Source organism: Streptomyces sp. NPDC101166 (genome assembly GCF_044768125.1).
In the GTDB taxonomy this organism is placed as follows: Bacteria; Actinomycetota; Actinomycetes; order Streptomycetales; family Streptomycetaceae; genus Streptomyces.
In genome coordinates this window covers 100,077-122,536 of the sequence record NZ_JBIWPF010000003.1, presented here as the reverse complement: position 1 = coordinate 122,536, position 22,460 = coordinate 100,077, and the positions used below count along the sequence as shown (strand labels likewise).

Annotated in this window: 22 protein-coding genes; 15 read left to right on the top strand and 7 right to left on the bottom strand. The window is 72.2% G+C overall.

What is annotated here, in order from left to right:
- Positions 1-15 precede the first annotated feature (15 nt).
- Positions 16-480, top strand: coding sequence for a Fe-S cluster assembly sulfur transfer protein SufU (gene sufU / locus ACIRS4_RS07410; RefSeq protein WP_404191376.1), 465 nt, complete (start codon positions 16-18; stop codon positions 478-480).
- A complete protein-coding gene (locus tag ACIRS4_RS07405; protein WP_020130530.1) occupies positions 477-809 on the top strand; it encodes a metal-sulfur cluster assembly factor in 333 nt (110 codons plus the stop codon). The genes sufU and ACIRS4_RS07405 overlap by 4 nt, the downstream gene beginning before the upstream one ends.
- A gap of 72 nt (positions 810-881) precedes the next feature.
- On the opposite strand, the gene ACIRS4_RS07400 is transcribed toward ACIRS4_RS07405, so the two are convergent.
- The gene (locus ACIRS4_RS07400) at positions 882-1,730 is read right to left on the bottom strand and encodes an AbfB domain-containing protein (RefSeq protein ID WP_404191374.1); all 849 of its coding nucleotides are present in this window, start codon (positions 1,728-1,730) and stop codon (positions 882-884) included.
- Positions 1,731-2,059: 329 nt separating this feature from the next.
- Between ACIRS4_RS07400 and dapD the strand changes: the two genes are divergently transcribed.
- Entirely contained in the window at positions 2,060-3,049 is a 990-nt protein-coding gene (gene dapD / locus ACIRS4_RS07395) for a 2,3,4,5-tetrahydropyridine-2,6-dicarboxylate N-succinyltransferase (RefSeq protein ID WP_404191371.1), read from the top strand.
- Between the two features lie 251 nt (positions 3,050-3,300).
- Positions 3,301-3,570 carry a barstar family protein gene (locus ACIRS4_RS07390; RefSeq protein WP_404191368.1) on the top strand — a complete coding sequence of 90 codons (270 nt, stop codon included), beginning with the start codon at positions 3,301-3,303 and terminating at the stop codon, positions 3,568-3,570.
- 235 nt (positions 3,571-3,805) lie between these two features.
- On the opposite strand, the gene ACIRS4_RS07385 is transcribed toward ACIRS4_RS07390, so the two are convergent.
- Together ACIRS4_RS07385 and dapA are read right to left on the bottom strand one after the other, a co-directional pair.
- Positions 3,806-4,816, bottom strand: coding sequence for a quinone oxidoreductase family protein (locus ACIRS4_RS07385; RefSeq protein ID WP_404191365.1), 1,011 nt, complete (start codon positions 4,814-4,816; stop codon positions 3,806-3,808).
- Positions 4,817-5,262: 446 nt separating this feature from the next.
- Complete coding sequence (gene dapA, locus ACIRS4_RS07380) at positions 5,263-6,177, bottom strand: 4-hydroxy-tetrahydrodipicolinate synthase (protein WP_404191363.1); 915 nt, start codon at positions 6,175-6,177, stop codon at positions 5,263-5,265.
- A 156-nt stretch (positions 6,178-6,333) separates the two neighbouring features.
- On the opposite strand from dapA, the gene ACIRS4_RS07375 reads away from it, so the two are divergent.
- Both ACIRS4_RS07375 and ACIRS4_RS07370 read left to right on the top strand, forming a co-directional pair.
- Positions 6,334-6,753 (top strand): phage holin family protein, encoded by a 420-nt coding sequence (locus ACIRS4_RS07375; protein ID WP_404191360.1) that lies wholly within the window; start codon positions 6,334-6,336, stop codon positions 6,751-6,753.
- Positions 6,750-7,301 (top strand): DUF3618 domain-containing protein, encoded by a 552-nt coding sequence (locus ACIRS4_RS07370; protein WP_404191358.1) that lies wholly within the window; start codon positions 6,750-6,752, stop codon positions 7,299-7,301. The genes ACIRS4_RS07375 and ACIRS4_RS07370 overlap by 4 nt, the downstream gene beginning before the upstream one ends.
- Before the next feature lie 73 nt (positions 7,302-7,374).
- Here the strand turns inward: ACIRS4_RS07370 and ACIRS4_RS07365 are convergent, their stop codons facing one another.
- Together ACIRS4_RS07365 and ACIRS4_RS07360 are read right to left on the bottom strand one after the other, a co-directional pair.
- On the bottom strand, positions 7,375-8,382 hold the full coding sequence (locus tag ACIRS4_RS07365; RefSeq protein WP_404191355.1) for a YihY/virulence factor BrkB family protein: 1,008 nt from the start codon (positions 8,380-8,382) through the stop codon (positions 7,375-7,377).
- Positions 8,383-8,516: 134 nt separating this feature from the next.
- Positions 8,517-10,340 (bottom strand): endonuclease/exonuclease/phosphatase family protein, encoded by a 1,824-nt coding sequence (locus ACIRS4_RS07360; protein WP_404191353.1) that lies wholly within the window; start codon positions 10,338-10,340, stop codon positions 8,517-8,519.
- 255 nt (positions 10,341-10,595) lie between these two features.
- Here ACIRS4_RS07360 and ACIRS4_RS07355 point away from each other — a divergent pair, with 255 nt between their 5' ends.
- Together ACIRS4_RS07355 and ACIRS4_RS07350 are read left to right on the top strand one after the other, a co-directional pair.
- Positions 10,596-12,068: a hypothetical protein gene (locus ACIRS4_RS07355; protein ID WP_404191350.1), complete on the top strand. Its 1,473-nt coding sequence runs from the start codon at positions 10,596-10,598 to the stop codon at positions 12,066-12,068.
- Between the two features lie 25 nt (positions 12,069-12,093).
- On the top strand, positions 12,094-12,666 hold the full coding sequence (locus ACIRS4_RS07350) for a TetR/AcrR family transcriptional regulator (protein WP_404191348.1): 573 nt from the start codon (positions 12,094-12,096) through the stop codon (positions 12,664-12,666).
- A gap of 167 nt (positions 12,667-12,833) precedes the next feature.
- On the opposite strand, the gene ACIRS4_RS07345 is transcribed toward ACIRS4_RS07350, so the two are convergent.
- Both ACIRS4_RS07345 and ACIRS4_RS07340 read right to left on the bottom strand, forming a co-directional pair.
- Positions 12,834-14,042 (bottom strand): TerD family protein, encoded by a 1,209-nt coding sequence (locus tag ACIRS4_RS07345; protein WP_404192084.1) that lies wholly within the window; start codon positions 14,040-14,042, stop codon positions 12,834-12,836.
- Between the two features lie 181 nt (positions 14,043-14,223).
- A complete protein-coding gene (locus ACIRS4_RS07340; protein WP_404191346.1) occupies positions 14,224-15,048 on the bottom strand; it encodes an NAD-dependent epimerase/dehydratase family protein in 825 nt (274 codons plus the stop codon).
- Between the two features lie 228 nt (positions 15,049-15,276).
- Here ACIRS4_RS07340 and ACIRS4_RS07335 point away from each other — a divergent pair, with 228 nt between their 5' ends.
- The 7 genes from ACIRS4_RS07335 (at position 15,277) to araD (ending at position 22,458) form a co-directional block, all read left to right on the top strand.
- Positions 15,277-16,218, top strand: coding sequence for a 5-dehydro-4-deoxyglucarate dehydratase (locus ACIRS4_RS07335; protein ID WP_404191344.1), 942 nt, complete (start codon positions 15,277-15,279; stop codon positions 16,216-16,218).
- Positions 16,215-17,387, top strand: a complete 1,173-nt coding sequence (locus tag ACIRS4_RS07330) for a hypothetical protein (protein ID WP_404191341.1) — start codon at positions 16,215-16,217, stop codon at positions 17,385-17,387. Before ACIRS4_RS07335 ends, ACIRS4_RS07330 begins: the two co-directional genes overlap by 4 nt.
- 95 nt (positions 17,388-17,482) lie before the next feature.
- Complete coding sequence (locus ACIRS4_RS07325) at positions 17,483-18,079, top strand: TIGR03086 family metal-binding protein (RefSeq protein ID WP_404191339.1); 597 nt, start codon at positions 17,483-17,485, stop codon at positions 18,077-18,079.
- A gap of 110 nt (positions 18,080-18,189) precedes the next feature.
- The gene (locus tag ACIRS4_RS07320; protein ID WP_404191337.1) at positions 18,190-18,942 is read left to right on the top strand and encodes an MBL fold metallo-hydrolase; all 753 of its coding nucleotides are present in this window, start codon (positions 18,190-18,192) and stop codon (positions 18,940-18,942) included.
- Positions 18,943-19,151: 209 nt separating this feature from the next.
- Positions 19,152-19,817, top strand: a complete 666-nt coding sequence (locus ACIRS4_RS07315; protein ID WP_404191334.1) for a GntR family transcriptional regulator — start codon at positions 19,152-19,154, stop codon at positions 19,815-19,817.
- Positions 19,814-20,725 carry a dihydrodipicolinate synthase family protein gene (locus ACIRS4_RS07310; RefSeq protein WP_404191332.1) on the top strand — a complete coding sequence of 304 codons (912 nt, stop codon included), beginning with the start codon at positions 19,814-19,816 and terminating at the stop codon, positions 20,723-20,725. Before ACIRS4_RS07315 ends, ACIRS4_RS07310 begins: the two co-directional genes overlap by 4 nt.
- Positions 20,722-22,458, top strand: coding sequence for an L-arabinonate dehydratase (gene araD, locus ACIRS4_RS07305; RefSeq protein WP_404191329.1), 1,737 nt, complete (start codon positions 20,722-20,724; stop codon positions 22,456-22,458). The genes ACIRS4_RS07310 and araD overlap by 4 nt, the downstream gene beginning before the upstream one ends.
- Positions 22,459-22,460: the final 2 nt, after the last annotated feature.

The window sequence follows — 22,460 nt, the reverse complement described above, 5'->3', positions numbered from 1 at the left end:
TTGGCGAGCGAGCGCATGAAGCTGGACTCCATGTACCAGGAAGTCATCCTGGACCACTACAAGCACCCGCACGGGCGTGGTCTGCGCGACGGCGACGCCGAGGTGCACCACGTGAACCCGACCTGCGGCGACGAGATCACCCTGCGGGTGAAGTACGCCGGCACGAAGATCGAGGACGTCTCGTACGAGGGCCAGGGCTGCTCCATCAGCCAGGCGAGCGCGTCCGTGCTGAATGAACTCCTCGTCGGCAAGGAGCTGTCCGAGGCGCACCGGATCCAGGAGACCTTCCTGGAGTTGATGCAGTCCAAGGGCAAGATCGAGCCGGACGACGCGATGGAGGAGGTGCTGGAGGACGCGGTCGCGTTCGCCGGTGTCTCCAAGTACCCGGCCCGGGTCAAGTGCGCCCTCCTCAGCTGGATGGCGTGGAAGGACGCGACGGCCCAGGCGCTGGGCGCCGACGCCGAAAGGAAGACCGCATGAGCGAGACCCTGGAGATGAAGCCGGCCTCGGAGGAGGAGGTCCGCGAGGCGCTGTACGACGTCGTCGACCCCGAGTTGGGCATCGACGTCGTCAACCTCGGCCTGATCTACGGCATTCACATCGACGACGCGAACATCGCGACGATCGACATGACCCTGACCTCGGCGGCCTGTCCGCTGACGGACGTCATCGAGGACCAGGCGAAGTCCGCCACGGACGGCCTCGTCAACGAGCTGCGCATCAACTGGGTCTGGATGCCGCCGTGGGGCCCGGACAAGATCACCGACGACGGCCGTGAGCAGCTTCGGGCGCTCGGCTTCAACGTCTGAGGACTGTGGTGACACGTGTGGCCCCCGGCGAGTCTCGCCGGGGGCCACACGTGTGTGCGGGTGACGGTCCGCTCAGGCGAGACCGCCGACGAGGCGGAACGCGAAGTCCTCGCTGCCCCGGGTGTTGTAGCCGTACTGGTCCAGACGCATCTCCATGTTCTGGTGCCGCAGCGCGCGGTCGGGGTAGTTCACCGAACGCAGCGTCATGGAGCCCGAGTAGGGCGACCAGTTGGGGCAGAAGGTGGCGTCCTGGGAGAACAGGTTCGAGCCGTCGTTGCGTTCCGCGCGCAGCACGAAGTTGCGATGGCGCAGATACGTGCCGTCGGCCGTCCTGAACGAGTAGCAGGAGCTCTTGGCCAGGCCCGCCACGACGTCGAAGGAGGCGTCCTCGCGGAACTCCGAGCCGCCGCTCTGTTCCAGCCGCACCAGTCCGCCGCTCGCGCGCCAGTACCGGTCGGGGTAGTTGACCGACTGCACCGACTTGCGGTTGCTCGCCGGCCGCGGCGCGGGCACGTCCTTGACCGGCGGGGCCGGGGCGGTGGACGGGCGGGGCGACGAACTCCCCTGCGGCCGGGGCGAAGCCGAGGCGGACGGCGAGGCCGACGCCGAAGCGGACGCGGACGGCGAGGGGCTCCCGGCCGGCGCGGACGTCGTCGGAGAGCCGCTCGCCGAAGGCGTCGCGAAGGAGATCAGCCCCGAGGTCGTCTCCTTGTCGGACGTCGTCCGGCCCTGGCGGGCGGCTGACTGCTTGTCATTGGCCTTTTCGGTCACGGATATCGCCGTCACGCAGGCCACCACGGTGGCCACGGCGAGAGCGCCGGCCAGCCACAGCCGTCGCGTTCCGGGAGCCCGGGAGGTTTCCGGGGCCCAACCGTTCCCCCAGGGGTGCTCCGGGGAAGGCCGGGACTTGTTGTCTGGCATGCGCTGTTCCTCCAGCGGCGCTCGTGTCGGCGGCCGCGGCTGCGAAGGCCCGGTATGTGAACGGTGAAACAGTAGTGGAACGTGTGGCTCATGAGCAGCCGTTTCAGCGAGCGGTTTCCATAACGGTTTCTCACACAGGGGCAGTTGTGGGCGGGCGGGCATGCGCGGTGTACGGAGGGGACACGCACGGCGTCGCCGGACCTGCCCCCGGGCGTTTCCGTGCCGTTCCCCCGCGTCGCCGGAGCGGCCCCGCCGCCCGCCCCGACCGCCACCTGAGACGCCCGGCGGCCGGTTGGCCTCGGGTGGGCTGTGCCGGTTAGGTTGCGCTTATGACCGAAACGACTGCTCCTCGCACCACCGGCGCCGCGGCCGCCGGGCTCGCCACGCTCGCCGCCGACGGCACCGTTCTCGACACCTGGTTCCCCGCGCCCGAGCTCACCGCCGAGCCCGGTCCGGCCGGCACCGAGCGCCTCTCTCCCGAGAAGGCCGTGGAGCTGCTCGGCGAGGGCGCGGCCAAGGCCGTCGGCCCGGACGCCCGCCGCGGCGTCGAGGTCGTCGCGGTCCGCACGGTCATCGCCTCCCTGGACGACAAGCCGCTCGACGCGCACGACGTCTACCTGCGGCTGCACCTGCTCTCCCACCGCCTGGTCAAGCCGCACGGCCAGAGCCTGGACGGCATGTTCGGCCACCTCGCCAACGTCGCGTGGACGTCCCTCGGCCCGGTCGCCGTGGACGACGTCGAGAAGGTCCGCCTGAACGCGCGCGCCGAGGGCCTGCACCTCCAGGTGACGTCGATCGACAAGTTCCCGCGCATGACGGACTACGTGGCCCCCAAGGGCGTCCGCATCGCCGACGCGGACCGCGTCCGCCTGGGCGCGCACCTCGCCGAGGGCACCACGGTCATGCACGAGGGATTCGTGAACTTCAACGCCGGCACGCTCGGCACGTCCATGGTCGAGGGCCGCATCTCCGCGGGCGTCGTCGTCGGCGACGGCTCCGACATCGGCGGCGGCGCGTCCACGATGGGCACGCTCTCCGGCGGTGGCAACGTGATCATCTCCATCGGCGAGCGCTGCCTGGTCGGCGCGGAGGCGGGCGTCGGCATCGCGCTGGGCGACGAGTGCGTGGTCGAGGCGGGCCTCTACGTCACGGCCGGCACCCGCGTGACCATGCCCGACGGCCAGATCGTCAAGGCCCGCGACCTCTCCGGCGCCTCGAACATCCTCTTCCGCCGCAACTCGGTCACCGGCACGGTCGAGGCCCGCCCCAACAACGCGGTCTGGGGCGGCCTGAACGAGATCCTGCACAGCCACAACTGATCATCGGCGGCGGTGACCTGCTGCCTAGCTGTCGGCACCTGTCGACGTTGGTCACCATTGAGCGCCCTTCCACGGCCCGAGGCCGGCCCGGGAGGGCGCTCGTGCGTGAGCCTCGCACTACAAGTTCGTTCTCCACCCGGTCCGGCGGGAACCCGCCTCAGGCACTGGTGCCGCACGCGGCTGCTCGTTGTCGCTGCCGTTGATGTCACTCGTGGATGTCGGAATGTGCGACCACGTGCAAGCATGTCGCCGTGATCACCATTGATGTCAGCGAGGTGACCGACGAGCGCGCCCTGCAGCTGCTTCTGAAGCGGGAGCTGAGCTTCCCGGACTTCTACGGCATGAACTGGGCTGCCTTCTGGGACGCAATCACTGGCCTGGTCAGGATCCCGGATCACGTGCGCTTCCTTGGCTGGGACCAGCTCACGGCCGGCGTCCCTCGCGGGGCCGCCATGCTCCGCCGGGCGCTCGACAACTACCAAACCACGTACCGCCCGGAGTTCGTCGCTGAGTATGCGTAGCGATGAGCAATCCCTCGCCTCGGTCAGCCGCTTCGCGGCCGTCGCGCACCGCTGCCGGGGAGTGCGCGGGGCGATGTCACTGCCCTTGATCACCTTGGCGAACTCGGCGTCGAATCGCTCCTTGCCGACCTTCTTGGCGAAATGAGTGCCTGACGCTGTCGGGGATCTTGGCGATGACGGTCGGCCATGCCCTCGACATCTCAGTCTCCAAGATCCCCGGCCTCGTCACCCGCGATCAGCTCTGCGTCTCCTCGCAGCGTCCCATAGCGGCCGCATCGGGTACGACGAGCAGCTTGCCGGTGGTACGTCGAGCCTCCAGATCGCTGTGGGCCTGGGCGGCCTCGGACAATGCGTAGCGGCCCGTTACGGTGACTTCAAGCGCCTTGGAGCGCACCCACTCGAACACATCGGCGGCCCGTCGGAGCAGTTCGGACCGATCGGCGATGAAGTCCCCGAGACTGGGCCGGATCAGGGTCAGCGAACCGCCGTGGGCGAGCCGAATCGGATCAAACGGAGGCACGGCACCACTTGCCGCGCCGAAGAGCACGAGATGGCCGCGGGTTCGCAGGCTGGCGAGGCTCGCATCGAAGGTGTGCGCGCCGACGCCGTCGAAGACGACCGGCAGTCCCTGACCGCCGTTGAGCCGCCTCACCTCGGCTGCGAGATCGTCGACTGCGGAGGAAAGGATCACCTCGGCGGCCCCGGCACGCTTCGCCAGCTCGGCCTTCGCCGTGGTCGACGTCGTGCCGATCACCCTGCCGCCGAGATGGGTGATGAGCTGGGTCAAAAGCAGCCCCATGCCACCAGCAGCCGCATGCACGAGCACCGTGTCGCCCCCCTGAACCGGGTAGGCGTCCTTGACGAGATAGTGCGCGGTCATGCCTTGGAGGAGCACGGCGGCGGCTGTCTCGAAGCCGATATCGTCGGGCAGCGGCACCAGCCGGGAGGAGTCCACGACGGCCCGCTCGGCATACGTGCCGGGAATCTCCACCCAACCGACCCGGTCCCCGACTGCGACGTCAGCGACGCCGGGTCCAACTTCGACGACCGTGCCGGCGCCCTCAGAGCCCGGGGTGAAGGGCAGCGGGAGGCTGTACCGACCTTCGCGGTGGTAGACGTCGAGGAAGTTGACCCCGGATGCGGCGACCTCCACGATCGCCTCGCCCGGACCCGGCCGCGGCTGGTCCACCTCAGCCTCCTGCAGCACCTCGGGACCGCCCACTTCGTACACCTGAATCGCTCGCATGACCCTCCAATAACGGTTCATCACCCACCAACCTCGTTGATGGCGATCCGATTCCCGGCAAGCAGACCAGCCCGCCGCCCCCGCCGAGAGCTGAGACGTCGCTCGTCCCTCGACTCCAGACTTCCGGTCTCGTGACAGCGACGGCGCGGACCGCACTCGTCGGTACCGGCGACCCTGCGGTGACACTCGCTGAGGTACGGCGCCGGGTGGGGACCTTCTTCGCCCGTCATCTGTCGTAACGGGACTACGAGGCGGCGGCGAGCCGCCCGCTCCAACTCACAGGTGCATCGGTCGCCTGTCGGCAAACGATGGCACCCTCAAGTGATCAACGCACCACCCACGGATGATCATGTGATCGTGGAGGCATCCAGCCTCAACCGGGCCGGCGGGGCGCTCTCGCTGTTTCCAGCGGCCGGCGGAGGCCGGCCGGGCGGCCGGTGCGGGCCTTACTCCGGGTTGGTCATGAGGTGGTCGTAGGCGGCTCGGAGGGTGAGGGTCGTTTCCGGGGTGGCGGGGAGCAGCGGGGGGCGGAGTGGGCCGGAGGGGAGGGAGAGGGCGGTCAGGAGGGCCTTGGCGGTGACCGTGCCGGGCAGGTCCGTGGCCATCATCGCCTCGATGAGGTCCAGCGCGCGCAACTGGAGCCGGGCGGCCGCGCGGGTGTCGCCCCGGTCGAACGCGTCCAGGATCGAGCGGAGCCGGCGCGGGGCGACGTTGGCGACGGTGCTGACGTAGCCGGCCGCGCCCACCGCGTACAGGGCGAGGATCTGCTCGTCGCAGCCCGCGTAGTACGCCAGCCCGGTGCGGGCCAGGACCTTCTGGACACCCAGGAGGTCGTAGGAGCAGTCCTTCACCGCCACGATCCCCGGGTGCTCCCCGAGCCGGATCATCGTCTCCGGCGCGATGCGCACGCCGGTGCGGCCGGGCACGTCGTACAGCATCACCGGCAGCCCGCAGGCGTCCGCGACCTCACGGAAGTGGGCCTCCAGGGCGTCCTGCGGAGGTCTGCTGTAGTAGGGGGTGGCGACGAGGACGCCGTCCGCGCCCGCCTTCCCGGCGGCCAGGGCGAGCTCGACGGTGTGCCGGGTGTCGGCGGTGCCCACGCCCGCCACCAGCGGCACCCCGTCCCCGACGGCCTCGCGCACCGCCCGGACCAGCTCCGCCTTCTCCGTGTCCGACGTGGTCGGGGACTCGCCCGTCGTCCCCGACAGCACGAGCCCGTCGCAGCCGTGTGCGACCAGCCGGTCGGCGAGCCGCTGTGCGCCGTCCAGGTCGAGCGCCCCCGACTCCGTGAAGGGCGTGATCATGGCGCAGAGGGCGCGGCCGAAAGGAGGGGCGGGGGTGTGGCGGAGTCCGGTTGTCATACAGGTAGCTTCGACCAGGTCCGGGTGAAGCTCCACTTAAATCTGCTATGGGTCAACGGTTAGCTGTGCTGTACGGTGCGCGGCGTCGAGGGGCAGGGGTAGCGCCGGCGCGTACGGGTACCCGGGTGGTCCGGAACCGAGAGGAGGCGGAACACCGTGACCGGGACCACGGACACCCGGCCCGTCCACGACGGGCATCACACGGTCGGCGAACTCGTGAACCAGGCCGGCGAACAGCTCTCCCAGCTCGTGCGGCAGGAACTCGCCCTCGCCAAGGAGGAGCTGACCGAGAAGGGCCGCCGCGCGGGGCGTGGCGGCGGAATGCTCGGCGGGGCGGGCGCGTTCGCCTACGCGGGTCTGCTCGCGCTCGCCGGGACGGGCGTCGCCGCACTCTCGCTGGTGCTGCCCGTCTGGGCGGCGGCGCTCATCGTGACGGCGGTGCTGTTCGCGATCGCCGCCGTGCTGGCCGTGACCGGCCGCAGCCAGCTGCGCCGGGCCACGCCCCCCACCCCCGAGGAAGCCATCGGCAGTGTCAGGGCCGACGTCGAGGAGATCAGGGAAAGGGCGCATCGATGACGGACAGGACGACGGCGGCGGAGCTGCGCAGGCAGATCGCCCAGACGCGCAGTCAACTCGGTCACACCGTCGAGGAGTTGGCGGCGAAGACGGACCTTCGTGGACGGGCCCGCGCACGGGCGGCGGACCTTCGGGACCGCGCGGGTGCGATGACGGTCCAGCTCCGCAGCACGGCGGCCCAGGCGGGCCACACAGTGCAGGAGAAGGCCGGACGCGCGACCCATACCGTGCAGAGCAGGGCCGGGCGCGCGACGCACGCGGTGCAGGACGGCGCGGGGCGGGCCGGTCACACGGTCCAGGAGAAGGCGGGGCTGGCGGGCCACGCCGTCCAGAGCAAGGCCAAGGAGGCGGCGCTCACCGCCCAGGACAAGGCCGTGCACGCACGCCACGGCCTGCAGGAGACGACGTCCCGCGGCATGCCCGAGGCGATGCGCGCCCCGGTGCGGTTCGCCCGGCAGCACCCGCGTCCGATGATCGTCGCCGCGGCGGCGGGCGCGGTGCTCCTCGCGGCGGGTGTCATGGGGCGGCGCCGAGCGGCCCGCCGCTGACGGCCGCAGGACGGAAGGGTCCGGCACCCCCTGCGGGTGCCGGACCCTTCCGTGTGTGCTGGGCGCCGAGGCCTCACGCCGACGGGGCCGAGGGCGGCGGGGCCGAGCGGCCGCGCCGGGCCGCCGCCCACGTCGTGCGCAGCCACGCCGGCCACTTCCGGGTGTCCCGCGGCTCCACGTACGGCTCGGTGTACGGGTCCTCGGTCTCCTCCCGCTCCCGGGCCAGCTCCGCGTCGAACTCCAGGCCGAGCAGGATCGCCAGATTGCTCAGCCACAGCCACACCAGGAAGACGACGGCCCCGGCGAGGGTGCCGTACGTCCGGTTGTAGAGCGAGAAGTTGGCCGCGTACAGCGCGAACCCGCCCGAGGCGACGAGCCAGATGAGGGTGGCGACGAAGCTGCCAGGGGAGACCCAACGGAAGCCGCGGCCACGGACGTTGGGGGCGGCCCAGTACAGCAGCGCGATCATCAGCACGACGAGGAGCAGCAGCACCGGCCACTTGGCCACGCCCCACACCGCGATCGCCGCGTCGCCGGCCCCCACCAGCCTGCCCGCCCGCTCGGCCAGTGGCCCGGTGAAGACGACGATCAGCGCGCTCGCCGCCAGCATCAGCATCAGCGTCACGGTCAGCGCGAGGCGCAGCGGCGTCAGCTTCCACACCGGCCGGCCCTCCGGGAGGTCGTACACGGCGTTCGACGCCCGGATGAACGCGGCGACGTAGCCGGACGCCGACCACAGCGCGGCGAGCAGACCGGCGATCGCCAGCACGCCGCTCGTGCCGCCGCTGTCGCCGAGCTGGACCACCGAGTCGCGCAGGATGTCCCGGGCAGGGCCGGGGGTCAGCTCCCCTATGTTGTCGAGGATGGCGTCGGTGGCGCGGCGGCCGACCACGCCCAGCGCGGACACCATCACCAGCAGGGCTGGGAACAGCGACAGCACGCCGTAGTACGTCAACGCGGCTGCCCGGTCGGAGAGTTCGTCGTCGAGCAGTTCCTTCGCCGTGCGCCGTGTCACCGCCCACCACGAACGTGCGGGCAACCGGCCGGGACCACGCCCCGCCTCGTCCGAATCCTCGTCCATGACCTGCGTGTCTCCCGAAACCGGGCCGCGAACCGCGCGCCGGCCGGGTTTGCCCGGCCGGTAACCCGGGGCCGGCCGAACACACCGTTCGGCCGGCCCCGTCGACCTGTGCCGCCGGCCGCCGCCTCCGCCGCCTACGGCTGGAAGCGCAGCACCTGCGGGTCGTGGTCGCTGATCTGGTCGTGGAACTCCGAGTTCACGTGCACGCTGTCGTACTCGAAGACCCCGCGCCGGATCGCCGGGCTGACCAGGATCTGGTCGAGGACCTGGCTGTTGCCCTGGTAGACGTAGGAGTAACGCTCGCTCCTCGGCAGCGACTTGATCGCCGACCACAGCTCGCCGTCGCCTTCGAGGACGTCCGCGGTGCCGGAGAACTCGAAGTCGTTGATGTCGCCGAGCGCGATGACGTTCGCCTTGCGCTCGGTGTCCAGGATGTCCTTCACGAACCCGTTGACCAGTGCCGCCTGCTGGTGGCGCTGGACTTCGGAGCTGCGGGCCGCCGGCTGGTACTGCGAGGTCAGACCCTGGTCGCCGCCCTTGGAGTTGAAGTGGTTGGCGATCACGAAGACCGTGCGGCCCTGGAAGGCGAACTCGCCGACGAGCGGCTTGCGGCTGGAGTTGAAGGCGGTGTTCGCCGGGTCGATGCGACCGGGGGAGACCGTCAGGGCCGCCTTGCCACGGACCCCGGTGACGCCGGCCGCGGTCGTGGCGTCGCCGCCCGCGCGGTCGGTGAAGGAGACCCGCTCGGGGTTGAACAGGAACACCTGGCGGATGTTTCCGCCCGGCTCGCCGCCGTCGGCGTTGTTCACCGGGTCGACGGAGCGCCAGTCGTAGCGCGGGCCGCCCGCGGCGACGATCGCGTCGATCAGCTTGCGCACCGTCTGACCGGCGGTCACCGTGCCGTCGTTCTTCGCGCCGTTGTCGTCCTGGATCTCCTCCAGGGACACGATGTCGGGCGACTGCAGGTGCTGCACGATCGCGGCGGCGTGCGCGGCGAAGGTCGTGTCGCCCGGGTCGAGGTTCTCGACGTTGTACGTCGCCACGGCCAGCTCGCGCTCGCCCTGCTTGCGCGTGGTCTCACGCTCCAGGCCGGCGCCCTCGAGCGTGCCGATCCGGTTGCCGATCAGGGTGTACCCGCCGAACTGGTTGTAGTCCAGGGGGCCTTCGGTCACGCCCGCGAGCACGTCGCCGACGTTCGCCTTCGGGAAGCCGGCCGCCGCGCCGAGCGACTGGATCTGCAGCCGGCCCGTGTTCTGCTGCTTGTACGAGCCGTAGACCGCGCCGCCGCTGGGGGTCTCGTTCTCCTGCGGCTTCACCGTGACCCACAGCTCGGTGTACGGGTCGGTCGCGCCGACCACGCGGGTGTCCTTGACCCGGATGTTCTGGCCCTCGAGGGACTCGTAGTAGTCCAGGGCGTACTTCCGCGGCCGCAGCGTCAGGCCGTTGACCGAGCCGTCGGCGGCCGGGTCGCCTTCCGGGGCGTACTTGTTCGGGACCGACCCGGCGTCCACGACGACGGCGGCCGGGACGGGGTTGCCGCTGGAGACGACGGTGACCGTCGGCCGCACGATCTCCGTCACCGACTGGTTGCCGGTCGAGGCGCCGCCGGGGACGAACTCCGAGACCGTGCCGTTCACGGTGACGGCGTCGCCCACGGCGACCTTCGGCGCGGAGCTGGTGAAGACGAAGACGCCCTCGCTGGTGGCGGGGTCCGCGTCCGGGGACGGGTCCTGGATCCAGAAGCCTCTGGAGGAGCCGTAGGAGCGCACCCCGGTGACGATTCCGGTCACGTCGGTGACCTGCTGACCGGCGTACGGCGATATCCGGGTCGTTCCCTGGATGTCGTGGATGCGCACGGCGTCGGCGTGCGCGGGCGAGGCGATGACGACGGCGGACGCCGCGGAGCAGACGGCGGCGACGGTGAGCGCGGCGAGGCGCGCGGAAGACCTGCTAGGCAACGGATTCCCTCCGGGGGACGTGCATGAGCGCCGGGACGAGGGTGAGGCGTGGGCGCGGACGGACGCGCGGAGAAAGATCAGTGAACACCTGTCCCCCCAACTTCTACGCGCGTCAATCTCCTGCCTGCTCCGGCCAGTTGTCAAGGTTTCGGCCATGTACGGATACCGTCCGGCAGATGAACCGGGCGGCATGGGTGGATATCCGTCTAGGCTGAGCGACTGAGTGGCACCACGCGTTTCGAGGAGAACCAGCCGATGTCAGACAGCTCCCCCCTGCCGCCAGTACGGCTGACTTCCGAAGCGGAGCTGGCGCGCGACGCGCTGTCGACCCCGTTGCTCTCCCGGGCCGCCCGCCTAGCCCGCTGGGCCGGGCCCGACACCCTTGTCGACGCCGGGGGCGGACTCGTCGACGCACAGCTTCCGGCCGCCGCCGAACTCCTCGGCCTCACCGGCGACGACGCCGCCGCCTACGCGAGCGAGGCGTGGCGGATCGCCGTGGACACCGGGCTGGTCGAGATCACCGACGAGGAGAACGGCGCCGTCGCCCCCGGCGAGGAACTCGCCCTGCTGACCGGCGGTTCCCCGCACGACGTGCTCGCCGTCTGGCTCGCCGCGCTGGAGACGGTCCTCGCCGACGCGAGCGTGCCCGACCTCGACGACCTGATCGACGCCATGGACGCCGACGGCGGCCATGTCGACTTCTCCCAGCTGGATTTCGACCCCGAGCGGGAGGCCGCCTTCCTCGACGGCGTGCTCGGCAACCTCTATCTGCTCACCGTCGGCGAGGACGGCCCCGGCGACGCGGCCGTCCCGCTGCCCGCGCTCGCCGCATCCATGATCGTCCCCGGTGACGCGGTCGAGCCCACCAACGACATGCTGGAGCAGATCTCCGACGCGATGATGCGCCTGGACGACCAGTTCCGCCTGCTGGAGCCGGTCGGGCTCGTCTCCTACCGGCCCGTCGACGAGGCGCTCATGCGTGACGCCGAAGAGAGCGGCGGGGCCGAGGGTTCCGGCGGGGCCGGTGGTTCAGGTGAGGGGGCCGCCTCGGCCGACGACACCGACGTCGCCCGCTACGGCATGGTCCGCCTCACTCCGCTCGGCCTGTACGGGCTGCGGGCGCGACTGCTGGAGGCCGGCTTCACCGCGCCCGCCGTCGGCGACCTCGCCGACAAGGGCGCCGACGCCCTCCTCGACGGCAGCGCCGGGTACGGTCCGCAGGCCGCCCGCGCCGAGACCGAGCACTGGCTCGCCCGCCGCGAACCCGTCGCCGGCGCGCGCGAGTTGCTCGCCGCGGCCCGCGGCTCGGACGCGGGCGCGCCGCTGCGCCGGCTGCGCTGCCAGCAGGCCCTCTCCCTGGTCGGGGACCAGGCCGAACCGGCCGTGCGGGAGGTCCTGGACGACGCCGAACTCGGCGGTCTGGCCCGGGTCTGGCTGACCGAGCTGGGCGCCACCGACGTGCCGCCGCCGTCGGAGGCGATGATCTTCTGGCTCACCATCGACACCCTGGCCGCCCAGCTCGCCGCCGAGGGCAACTCCGAGGAGCTCCAGGCGCTGGTCGAGGGGTTGGCCCAGCAGCACAGCGGGTTCTTCGCCGCCGCCTGGCGGGTCGAGCACCCGGCCACACCGGACGTGCTGGAGGCGATGGGCCGCCTCCACCCCGACAAGCGCATCGCCAAGGAGGCCCGCAAGGCCGCTTTCAAGGCCCGCTCCCAGCAGGGCGGCTGACGAGGGCCGGCAGAGGAGGCGTCGTATGACGCGGGCCCGACCCATGCGCGCGGACGCCCGTCGCAACTACGAGCGGTTGCTGGAGGCGGCCGCCCAGGCCTTCGCCGAACACGGGGAGGGCGCGTCTCTCGACGACATCGCCAAGCGCGCGGGCGTCGGCTCCGGCACGCTGTACCGGCACTTCCCGACGCGTCAGGCGCTGCTGGAGGCCGCCTACGTCGACCGGATCGAGGCGTTCGCGGTCCGCGCGGACGAACTCGGCGCGCGGCTCCCGCCGGGGGAGGCGCTGGTGGCGTGGCTGATCGACCTGTGCGCCGGCACGCTCCAGGTACGCGGCATGAAGGCGCTGTTGGGCTCGGCCGTCACGGACGGCGGGGACCGGGCGGTCCCGGCCTGCGCGACGAGCGTGAAGGGGGCGGCGACCCGGCTGGTGGAGGCCGCGCAGCGGGAGGGCGCCCTGCGGGCGGACGTCGACCCCATGGAACTGCTGCGGCTGGCGCACGGCCTGGCGACGGCGGCGGAGCTGACCGACGGGGGCGGCGACAGCATCCGGCGGTACGTCACCCTGCTGACCGAGGGGTTGCGCCCGGGGCGCTGAGGCGGGGCGTGCCCCGATGCCCCCGCGCCGAGGGGCCCGAGCGCGCGGGGGCCCGGGCACGGGGCGGCGGGCGCGCCTCCGGAGAGGGCGCCCGCGGCTGCCGTGCGGTCGCGCGGGGTTGCTCGGGCGGGGGCGGCCGCGCCGGTGTGGTCGGTCAGCGCCCGCGTTCAGAGTGCCTGGGCGGCCGGCTTCACCATGTTCCGTACCGTCCTGGCCTTCACGAACTCGCCCATCGCCGTCATCTCCCACTCACCGGAGAACTGGCGGATCAGCTTCGCCATCAGCACGCCCGTCTGCGGCTCGGCTCCGGTGAGGTCGAAGCGGACCAGTTCCTCGCCGGTCGTGGCGTCCAGCAGGCGGCAGTAGGCCTTGGCCACCTCGGTGAACTTCTGCCCGGAGAACGAGTTGACGGTGAAGACCAGGCCCGTCACCTCCTGCGGGAGCCGGCCGAGGTCGACGGCGATCACCTCGTCGTCCCCGCCGCCCTCGCCGGTGAGGTTGTCCCCGGAGTGCTTGATCGCGCCGTTGACGATGCTCAGCTTGCCGAAGTAGCAGCTGTCGATGTGGTTGCGCTGCGGGCCGTACGCGATGACCGAGGCGTCCAGGTCGATGTCCCGGCCCCGGTACGCCGGCTCCCAGCCGAGGCCCATCCTGACCTGCGACAGCAGCGGCAGGCCGCCCTTCATCAGGGAGACGGTCTGGTTCTTCTGGAGGCTCACCCGGCCCTTGTCGAGGTTGATCTTGCCGGTGCCGGCCGCCGCCGGCGGCGCGGGGGGCGCCGGGGGCGGGGCCTGGGGCATCGGGGGCGGGGTGACGGCGGAGGCGGCCGGGGCAGCGGGCGCCGCGGGGACGGGGGGCGCCGCCGGCTGGGACGGCGTCGCCGGTTCCTCCACCGTGACGCCGAAGTCGGTGGCGATGCCGGCCAGACCGTCGGCGTAGCCCTGGCCCACCGCGCGGGCCTTCCACGCGCCGTTGCGCAGGTAGATCTCCACGACCAGCAGCGCCGTCTCGTCGCCGAGCTGCGGGGGCGTGAACGTCGCCAGGACGCTGTGGTCGTCGGCGTTGCGGAGGGTGGCCGTCGGTTCGATGCCCCGGAACGTCTGTCCGGCGGCGTCGGGGCTCGCGGTGACGACGATCTTCTCGATGCCCGGGGGGATCGCGGAGGTGTCGACCGTGATCGCGTCGGGGGCCGCGCCGCCGCCGGAGCGGTAGGTCACGCCGGGGCCGCTCGGCTGGTTGTAGAAGATGAAGTCGTCGTCGGAGCGCACCTTGCCGTCGGCGGTGAGCAGCAGGCCCGAGACGTCGAGGCGCACGGGGGCGGTGACGTCGACCGCCACGCGGGGGGCGGTGAGGGGGATGTTCGAGCCGGGGGTCATAGCTGTCATGCCACGAGAACGAGCGAGGGCGTTTTACCGTTCCCTTACCGTCCTCGTTCGGTGGAGGAAGCCGTCCGCGAGGGGGTGTCGCCCTCGCGGAGGGGGCGTCCCCCCACCCGAGAGGGCGCCCCTCCCCGAGAGGGGGCCGCCCCCATCGCTCCGGACAGCGCCGCGCCCGCGGTCAGTACGGCCAGATCGGAGGGTCGTTCACGAACGGGCCGCCCAGGTGGGTGTGGGCGGGGTTGGCCGGGTCCAGTTCGCCCTGCTCGGCGATCAGCTTCTCGGCGTACGGCTCGGAGTCGTCCTGCGGCTCGTAGCCGAGGGCCCGCGCGCTGGTGAGATCCCACCACAGACGGGTGTTGGCGGAGGAACCGTAGACCACCGTGTGGCCCACGCCCCGGGCGGTGAGGGCGGCGTGGAAGAGGCGGGCGCCGTCGGCCGGGCTCATCCACACCGACAGCATGCGCACGTTGGTCGGCTCGGCGAAGCAGGAGCCGATCCGCACCGACACCGTCTCCAGGCCGTGCTTGTCCCAGTAGAACTGGGCGAGGTCCTCGCCGAAGGACTTGGACAGGCCGTAGAAGGTGTCCGGGCGGCGCGGGGTGTGGACCGGGATCAGCGACTCCGGCGCGACCGGGGCGGCCCCCTCGGGCCGGGGGGTGAAGCCGACCGCGTGGTTGGAGGAGGCGAACACCACGCGCCCGACGCCCTCCTCGCGGGCGGCCTCGTACAGGTGGTACGTCCCCTCGATGTTGGCCTTGAGGATCTTCTCGAAGGGGGCTTCCAGGGAGATGCCCGCGAGGTGGATGATCGCGTCGACGCCCCGCACGGCCTCACGCAGCGCGTCCCGGTCGGCGAGGTCCGCGGTGATCGCGTCCGGCGCGCCCTCGACGGGCCGCACGTCGAGCAGGCGCAGCTCGTAGCCGTAGGCGGGGAGCAGTTCCCGCATGAGGGTGCCGAGGCCACCGGCGGCGCCGGTGAGCAGGACGGTGCGCGGAGCGGGCATCCTCGGGTCTCCTTGGATCTCACGGCCGAGTGTGTGGATGTCATTCACATGCGTGGACACGCTAAGGATCTCGCCCGGCCTCCGTCAAGGGGCGCTCCGAGTCGACAAGTCTCCTCTCGCGCCGCCGTCCGTGCGCTTGACCGGGCCTGATCGGCTCCCTAGGGTGAAGTGCGTTCAGAAATGTGGATGCCGGTCATAACAATGCACGCGTCGCCTCAGGGAGAGTCCGTGACGTCAGCTCCGCTCGCCGCACGCCTTCGCGTCCCCAGCGGACCGCTGTTCTTCCCCGTCACCGCCTTCGGCCCGGACGGCTCCGTCGACCTCGACGTCTACCGGGAGCACGTGCGCCGCGGGGTGGAGGCCGGCGCGGCGGCCGTCTTCGCCTGCTGCGGCACCGGGGAGTTCCACGCGCTCACCCCGGAGGAGTTCCAGACGTGCGTCCGGGCGGCCGTGGAGGAGACCGGCGGGCGGGTGCCCGTCGTCGCGGGCGCCGGGTACGGGACCGCGCTCGCCGTCCGCTACGCACGGCTCGCACGGGACGCCGGCGCCGACGGGCTGCTCGCGATGCCGCCCTACCTCGTCGTGGCCGCCCAGGAAGGGCTGCTGCGCCACTACCGCGAACTCGCCGCCGCCACCGAACTCCCCGTCATCGTCTACCAGCGCGACAACGCCGTCCTCACCCCCGAGACCGCCGTCGAACTCGCCCGCACCGAGGGGATCATCGGCCTCAAGGACGGCATCGGCGACCTCGACCTCATGCAGCGCGTCGTCAGCGCCGTCCGCAGCGAGGTCCCCGGTGACTTCCTCTACTTCAACGGCCTGCCCACCGCGGAACAGACCCAGCTCGCCTACCACGGCATCGGCGTCACCCTCTACTCCTCGGCCGTGTTCTGCTTCGCCCCCGAGATCGCCCTGGCCTTCCACCGGGCGCTCACCGCGGGCGACCGGGCCGCCGCCCACCGCCTGCTGGACGGCTTCTACCGCCCCCTCGTCGAACTGCGCGCCCGCGGCCGCGGCTACGCCGTCTCCCTGGTCAAGGCCGGTGTGCGGTTGCGCGGCCTCGACGTCGGCGAGGTGCGCCCGCCGCTGCACGAACCGAACGAGGACCATGTGAAACAGCTCGCCGAAGTGATCGAGCGCGGGTACGCGCTGCTGGAGGAGGACCGGTGAAGGCGTCGACATTCGTCTACCCCTGGGACGTCAACGGGGACCCGGAGGCGCCCGAGCGCATCGCCGCGCTCGGCGTACGGCAGGCGACGCTCGCCGCCGCCTACCACTCCACCCGCGCCCTCACCCCGCGCCACCCCCGCCACCGCATCGTCACCGCCGAGCACGCCGCCGTGCTGTACCCGACGGACCCGGCGGGCCCGCGCTGGACGGGCCGCGCCCTGCGGCCCCACCCGGCCGGCGACTGGGCCCCGGGCGACGCCTACGGCGAGGCCGCCGCCGCGCTGGAGCGGGCCGGCCTGGAGGTGCACACCTGGGTGGTCCTCGCGCACAACTCCCGCCTCGGCGCCGAGCACCCCGGCACCTCGGTCGTCAACGCCTACGGCGACCGCTACCCGTGGGCTCCGTGCATCGCGCAGCCCGCCACGCGCGCGTACCTCGTCGACCTGGCGGCCGAGGCCGCTGTACGGCCCGGCGCGGCGGGCACCGAGCTGGAGTCCCTCGGCTGGTACGGCCTCCAGCATCTGCACGCCCACGACAAGACGTCCGGCGTCGCCCTCGGTGATGCCGGCATGTACCTGATGGCGCTCTGCTTCTGCCCGTCCTGTCGGGAGGGCTACGCCGGCCGCGGCCTGGACCCCGACCTGCTGGCGGACTCGGTGCGCACCGCGCTGGAGCCGCTGTGGCAGGGGGCGCCCGACGACGCCGGCTGGGCGGGCGTCGAGAAGCTCCTCGGGCAGGAGACGTCGAGGGCCACACGCGCGTGGCGCGAGGAGAGCGCCCGCACGCTCCAGGAGGCGGCGGTGGCCGCCGTCCGCGCCGAGGCCCCCGAGGGCTTCCAGGTGCTGCTGCACGCCGACCCGGTGACGTACCACGTCGGCGCCAACCCGGGCGTGGACCCCGCGCGCATCCTGTCCGTCGCCGACGGCGTGGTCGTCCCCTGCGCGGACGGCCCCGGCCTGCTCACGCCCTTCGCCGAGCAGGGCCGCGAAGGGGCGGTGCTCGCCGCCAACTTCCCGATCGTCTCCGGCATGGGCGGCGACCCCGGCGCCCTCGCGGCCGGCGCGGCCCGTGCGCGCGACCTCGGAGCCACCGAACTCCGCCTCTACCACGCGGGCCTGGCGTCCGACGCCGACCTGGAAGCGACCCGCAAGGCCCTCAGCGCGCTCTGAAGCCCGCGCTCCCTCCGTACGAGGGCCCGGCGGCCCGGGGCCACGCAGGTCCGCGCGGAGCGATGAGTTTCCCCGCTCCGCGCGGTCCACCCCATATGACCGACATCGCCACCACTTTCGATCTCGCACCTCAGGTCCGGATCGTCGCGCGGCTCGCCGCCGGCGTCCGGGACGAGCAGCTCGCCGGGCGCACGCCCTGCCCGCGGTACGCCGTGCGGAACCTGCTCGGCCATATCGCGCAGCTCGCCGTCGCCTTCCGGGACGCCGGACGCAAGGACCTGGGCGACACGACCGACACGGACCCCGGCACGACCCTGCCGGACCTCCCTTCCGGTTGGCGGGAGGAGTTGCCGGCGGCGCTCGACGCGCTCGCCGAGGCCTGGCGGGACCCCGCCGCCTGGACCGGCATGACCCGCGCGGGCGGCATCGACCTGCCCGGCGAGGTCGCCGGCGCCGTCGCCGCCGACGAACTGGTCGTCCACGGCTGGGATCTCGCCCGGGCCACCGGGCAGCGGTACGCGCCCGACCCGGCGGCGCTGCGGGCCTCCCACGCGTTCCTGCGGGCCGCCGCCGAGGAGGCCGGCGACGGCGGCAGCGGGATCTTCGGCCCCGTCGTCCCCGTCCCGCAGGAGGCCCCGCTGCTCGCCCGCACCGTCGGCCTGAGCGGCCGCGACCCGGGCTGGACGCCGTGAGCGCACCGGCGTCGTACGCGTAGACGCAACGCGTAGACGCACCCCTGAGCACGGCGTAGACGGACGTAATCGCGGCGCGGGCGGCGGTGGTGAAACGTACGCTCCCCACCATGCCCCTCAGCCTCACCGTCCTCGGCACCGCCTCTCCGCATCCGGGGCCTGGCCACCCCTGCTCCGGGTATCTCCTGCGCGGCGGTGGCGCCGAGGTGTGGGTGGACGCGGGCACGGGCACGTTCGCCGAGTTGCAGCGGCACACGGACCCGCGGCGGCTCACCGCGATCTGGATCTCCCATCTGCACGCCGACCACTGCGCCGACCTTCTCCCGGCCGTCTACGCGTTCGCGTTCGGCGGCCTCACCCCTCCGGCGCCGGTACCGGTGTACGCGCCGAGGGACTGCGCGCGGCGGCTGGCCGCCTTCTTCGGGCAGCCGGACGCCCGGTTCCTGACCGGCATCCTCGACTTCAGGGCCCTGCACGACGGCCACTCGGTACGGCACTGGAACCTCAGGCTCACCTCCCGCGCGGTGGCCCACGACACCGAGGCGTACGGGCTGCGCGCCGAGTGCCAGGGGAGCGTCCTCGCGTACTCGGGGGACAGCGGGCCGTGCCCCGCGCTCTTCGAACTCGCCTCCGGGGCCGACCTGTTCCTGTGCGAGGCGGACATCGATCGGCATCGCGAGGGCGAACAGGTCCATCTGACCCCCGAGGACGCGGGGGACACCGCCCGGCAGGCCGGTGTGCGCGAACTCGTCGTCACCCATGTCGGGCCCACGCTGACCCGTGAGAGCGCCGCCGCGCGGGCCGCCGCCGCGTACGGCGGCCCCACCCGCACCGCGCACGAGGGCGACACCGTGCCCCTCTGACCACACCCGGCGCCTCAGCCCCTTCCGCAACTTCCTTTGCCGGAAGCATTGACGAAACCCCGGCCCCCTCCTACCTTCAACGCGTCGTACTTCGTACGTCATATATGAGACGCGATACACGAGATCAGACGCAGCAGCAGATCAGCCACGCAGCACATCAGCCACGCAGCACGTCAGTCACACAGCACGTCAGACACCGAGAGGCGCGCATGACCTCTGTGCCCACGCCGATCCCCTCCCGCACGCAGTACGTGCTGGAGGAGATCAAACGCCGCATCCTCACCGGGCAGTTGACGCCGGGTCAGGCACTGGTCGAGACCGAGCTCGCCGCCCATTTCGGGGTCTCCAAGACGCCCGTGCGGGAGGCGCTCAAGACGCTCGCCGGCACCGGCCTGGTCGTCATGAGCCAGTACAAGGGCGTCACGGTGCGCATGGTGGACGCGGACATGGCGCGCGAGGTCTACGACGTACGGCTCCTCCTCGAACCCGAGGCGCTGAAGCGGGCCGTCCGGCGCGGGGCGTCCCTGGACGCCGCCCGCTCGGCGCTGACCAGGGCCGACGAGGCCGCCGACACGGCCGAACGCTCCCTGGCCAACCGGGACTTCCACCGCGCCCTCTACCTGCCCTGCGGCAACCCGCTGCTCGGCCGGATGCTCGACGAGGTCCGCGACCAGGCCGCCCTGGTCTCCGCCGTCGCCTGGGCCGCCTCGCCCTCCTGGGAGCGGGAGGCCGGCGAGCACCGCGAGATCCTGCGGCTCGCGCTGGCGGGCGACGCCGACGGTGCGGCGAGGGCTCTGCACGCCCATATCGCGTCGTTCGTACGGCGGGCGTTCCCCGAGGCCGGGGAAGCCCAGGGACAGGAAGGTCAGCAATGAGCAGCGTGGCGTTCGAGACCCAACGGGCGGCCCTGGCCGACGTGGTGGCCATCCCGGTGACCCCCTTCGCCGAGGACGGCTCCGTCGACCGGGACACCCACCGGGCCCTGCTGCGCAGGCTGCTCGACGGCGGGATCACCACCCTCACCCCCAACGGCAACACCGGGGAGTTCTACGCCCTCACTCCCGAGGAGCGCCGCCTGGTCACCGAGCTGACCGTCGAGGAGGCCGGCGAGCGGGCCGTCGTCCTGGTCGGCGTCGGCCACGACGTCCCCACCGCCGTCGCCTCCGCCCGCCACGCCCGCGAGCTGGGCGCGGCCATGGTGATGGTCCACCAGCCCGTCCACCCCTACGTGTCGCAGAGCGGCTGGGTCGACTACCACCGCGCCGTCGCCGAGGCGGTGCCCGAGCTGGGCGTCGTGCCGTACATCCGCAACGCGCAGCTCGCGGGCCTTCGGCTCGCCGAACTCGCCGACGCCTGCCCGAACGTGATCGGCGTCAAGTACGCGGTGCCGGACGCCGCGCGCTTCGCCGCCTTCGCGCGGGACGCCGGACTGGAGCGGTTCGTCTGGGTCGCCGGCCTGGCCGAGCCCTACGCCCCCTCCTACTTCTCCGCGGGCGCCACCGGTTTCACCTCGGGCCTGGTGAACGTGGCCCCGGCCGTCTCGCTCAACATGATCGAGGCGCTGCGCTCCGGCGACTACCCGGCCGCCATGAAGGTCTGGGAGCAGATCCGCCGCTTCGAGGAGCTGCGCGCCGCCGACGGCTCCGCCAACAACGTCACCGTCGTCAAGGAGGCCCTCGCCTCCCTCGGGCTGTGCCGCCGTGAGGTCCGCCCGCCGAGCCGGCCGCTGCCCGAGGACGAGCGCGCCGAGGTCGCCGCCATCGCCGCCGGGTGGTCCATATGAGCGACGACGTCAGGAAGCGCCCCGAGGAACTGCGCAGCCACCAGTGGTACGGCACCGACGGCCTGCGTTCCTTCAGTCACCGCGCCCGCACCCGCCAGCTCGGCTACCTCCCCGAGGAGCACCTCGGCAAGCCGGTCATCGCGATCCTCAACACCTGGTCGGACATCAACCCCTGTCATGTGCACCTCCGTGACCGGGCGCAGGCGGTCAAGCGGGGCGTGTGGCAGGCGGGCGGATTCCCGCTGGAGTTCCCGGTCTCGACGCTCTCCGAGACCTTCCAGAAGCCGACTCCCATGCTCTACCGCAACCTCCTCGCCATGGAGACCGAGGAGCTGCTGCGCTCCTACCCGGTCGACGGGGCGGTGCTGATGGGCGGCTGCGACAAGACGACCCCGGCCCTGCTGATGGGGGCGGCGAGCGTCGACCTGCCGACCGTGTTCGTGCCCGCCGGACCGATGCTGCCGGGCCACTGGCGCAGCGAGGTCCTCGGCTCCGGCACCGACATGTGGAAGTACTGGGACGACAAACGGGCCGGCCTCATCGGCGACTGCGAGATGGCCGAGCTGGAGAACGGCCTCGCCCGGTCGCCCGGCCACTGCATGACGATGGGCACGGCGTCCACGCTGACCGCCGCGGCCGAGGTGCTCGGAGTGACGGTCCCGGGCGCGTCGAGCATCCCCGCCGTGGACTCCGGACACGACCGGATGGCCGCCGCGGCGGGCCTGCGCATCGTCGAACTGGTCCACAAGGGGAGGACGTTGAACGACATCCTCACCCAGGACGCCTTCACCGACGCCGTCACCACCGTCCTCGGTCTCGGCGGCTCCACCAACGCGGTGATCCACCTCATCGCCATGGCGGGCCGGGCCGGCGTCGCGCTCACCCTCGACGACTTCGACCGCATCGCCCGCACGGTGCCCGTACTCGCCGATGTGCGCCCCGGCGGCCAGAAGTACCTGATGGAGGACTTCCACTTCGCGGGCGGCCTGCCCGGCTTCCTTTCCCGGATCCCGGACCTGCTCCACCTGGACCGCCCGACCGTCGCCCACGACACCCTGCGCGAGCAGATCGCCGGCGCCCTGGTGCACGACGACGACGTGATCCGCCCCCGGGACAACCCGGTCGCGAGCGAGGGCGGGGTCGCCGTCCTGCGCGGCAACCTCTGCCCGGACGGCGCCGTCATCAAGCACATCGCCGCCGAGCCGCACCTGCTCAAGCACACCGGCCCCGCGGTCGTCTTCGACGACTACCGGACGATGCAGCGCACCATCAACGACCCCGCACTGGACATCACCGCCGACAGCGTGCTCGTCCTGCGCAACGCCGGCCCCAAGGGCGGCCCGGGCATGCCCGAGTACGGCATGCTCCCCATCCCCGACCACCTGCTCAAGCAGGGCGTGCGGGACATGGTCCGCATCTCCGACGCCCGTATGAGCGGCACGAGTTACGGCGCCTGCGTCCTGCACGTGGCGCCCGAGTCGTACGTCGGCGGACCCCTCGCCCTCGTGCGCACCGGTGACTCGATCACCCTGGACGTCGAGGCGCGCTCACTGCAACTCAACGTCGACGACGAGGAACTTCAGCGCCGCCGGGCGCGGTGGACGCCGCCGCCCGTGCGCTACGAGCGCGGTTACGGCGCGCTCTACAACGAGCAGATCACCCAGGCCGACACCGGCTGCGACTTCGAGTTCCTGGCCCGCCCGGGCAAGGTGCAGGACCCGTACGCGGGCTGAAC

Bases quoted from the DNA above. Each gene is read 5' to 3' on its own strand.
- ACIRS4_RS07365 (WP_404191355.1), bottom strand. From the start codon at position 8,382: ATGGACGAGGATTCGGACGAGGCGGGGCGTGGTCCCGGCCGGTTGCCC.
- araD (WP_404191329.1), top strand. From the start codon at position 20,722: ATGAGCGACGACGTCAGGAAGCGCCCCGAGGAACTGCGCAGCCACCAG.
- ACIRS4_RS07345 (WP_404192084.1), bottom strand. From the start codon at position 14,042: ATGACCCCCGGCTCGAACATCCCCCTCACCGCCCCCCGCGTGGCGGTC.
- dapD (WP_404191371.1), top strand. From the start codon at position 2,060: ATGACCGAAACGACTGCTCCTCGCACCACCGGCGCCGCGGCCGCCGGG.
- ACIRS4_RS07320 (WP_404191337.1), top strand. From the start codon at position 18,190: ATGCCCCTCAGCCTCACCGTCCTCGGCACCGCCTCTCCGCATCCGGGG.
- ACIRS4_RS07385 (WP_404191365.1), bottom strand. From the start codon at position 4,816: ATGCGAGCGATTCAGGTGTACGAAGTGGGCGGTCCCGAGGTGCTGCAG.
- dapA (WP_404191363.1), bottom strand. From the start codon at position 6,177: ATGACAACCGGACTCCGCCACACCCCCGCCCCTCCTTTCGGCCGCGCC.
- ACIRS4_RS07355 (WP_404191350.1), top strand. From the start codon at position 10,596: ATGTCAGACAGCTCCCCCCTGCCGCCAGTACGGCTGACTTCCGAAGCG.
- ACIRS4_RS07340 (WP_404191346.1), bottom strand. From the start codon at position 15,048: ATGCCCGCTCCGCGCACCGTCCTGCTCACCGGCGCCGCCGGTGGCCTC.
- ACIRS4_RS07370 (WP_404191358.1), top strand. From the start codon at position 6,750: ATGACGGACAGGACGACGGCGGCGGAGCTGCGCAGGCAGATCGCCCAG.
- ACIRS4_RS07400 (WP_404191374.1), bottom strand. From the start codon at position 1,730: ATGCCAGACAACAAGTCCCGGCCTTCCCCGGAGCACCCCTGGGGGAAC.
- ACIRS4_RS07350 (WP_404191348.1), top strand. From the start codon at position 12,094: ATGACGCGGGCCCGACCCATGCGCGCGGACGCCCGTCGCAACTACGAG.
- ACIRS4_RS07310 (WP_404191332.1), top strand. From the start codon at position 19,814: ATGAGCAGCGTGGCGTTCGAGACCCAACGGGCGGCCCTGGCCGACGTG.
- ACIRS4_RS07405 (WP_020130530.1), top strand. From the start codon at position 477: ATGAGCGAGACCCTGGAGATGAAGCCGGCCTCGGAGGAGGAGGTCCGC.
- sufU (WP_404191376.1), top strand. From the start codon at position 16: ATGAAGCTGGACTCCATGTACCAGGAAGTCATCCTGGACCACTACAAG.
- ACIRS4_RS07325 (WP_404191339.1), top strand. From the start codon at position 17,483: ATGACCGACATCGCCACCACTTTCGATCTCGCACCTCAGGTCCGGATC.
- ACIRS4_RS07315 (WP_404191334.1), top strand. From the start codon at position 19,152: ATGACCTCTGTGCCCACGCCGATCCCCTCCCGCACGCAGTACGTGCTG.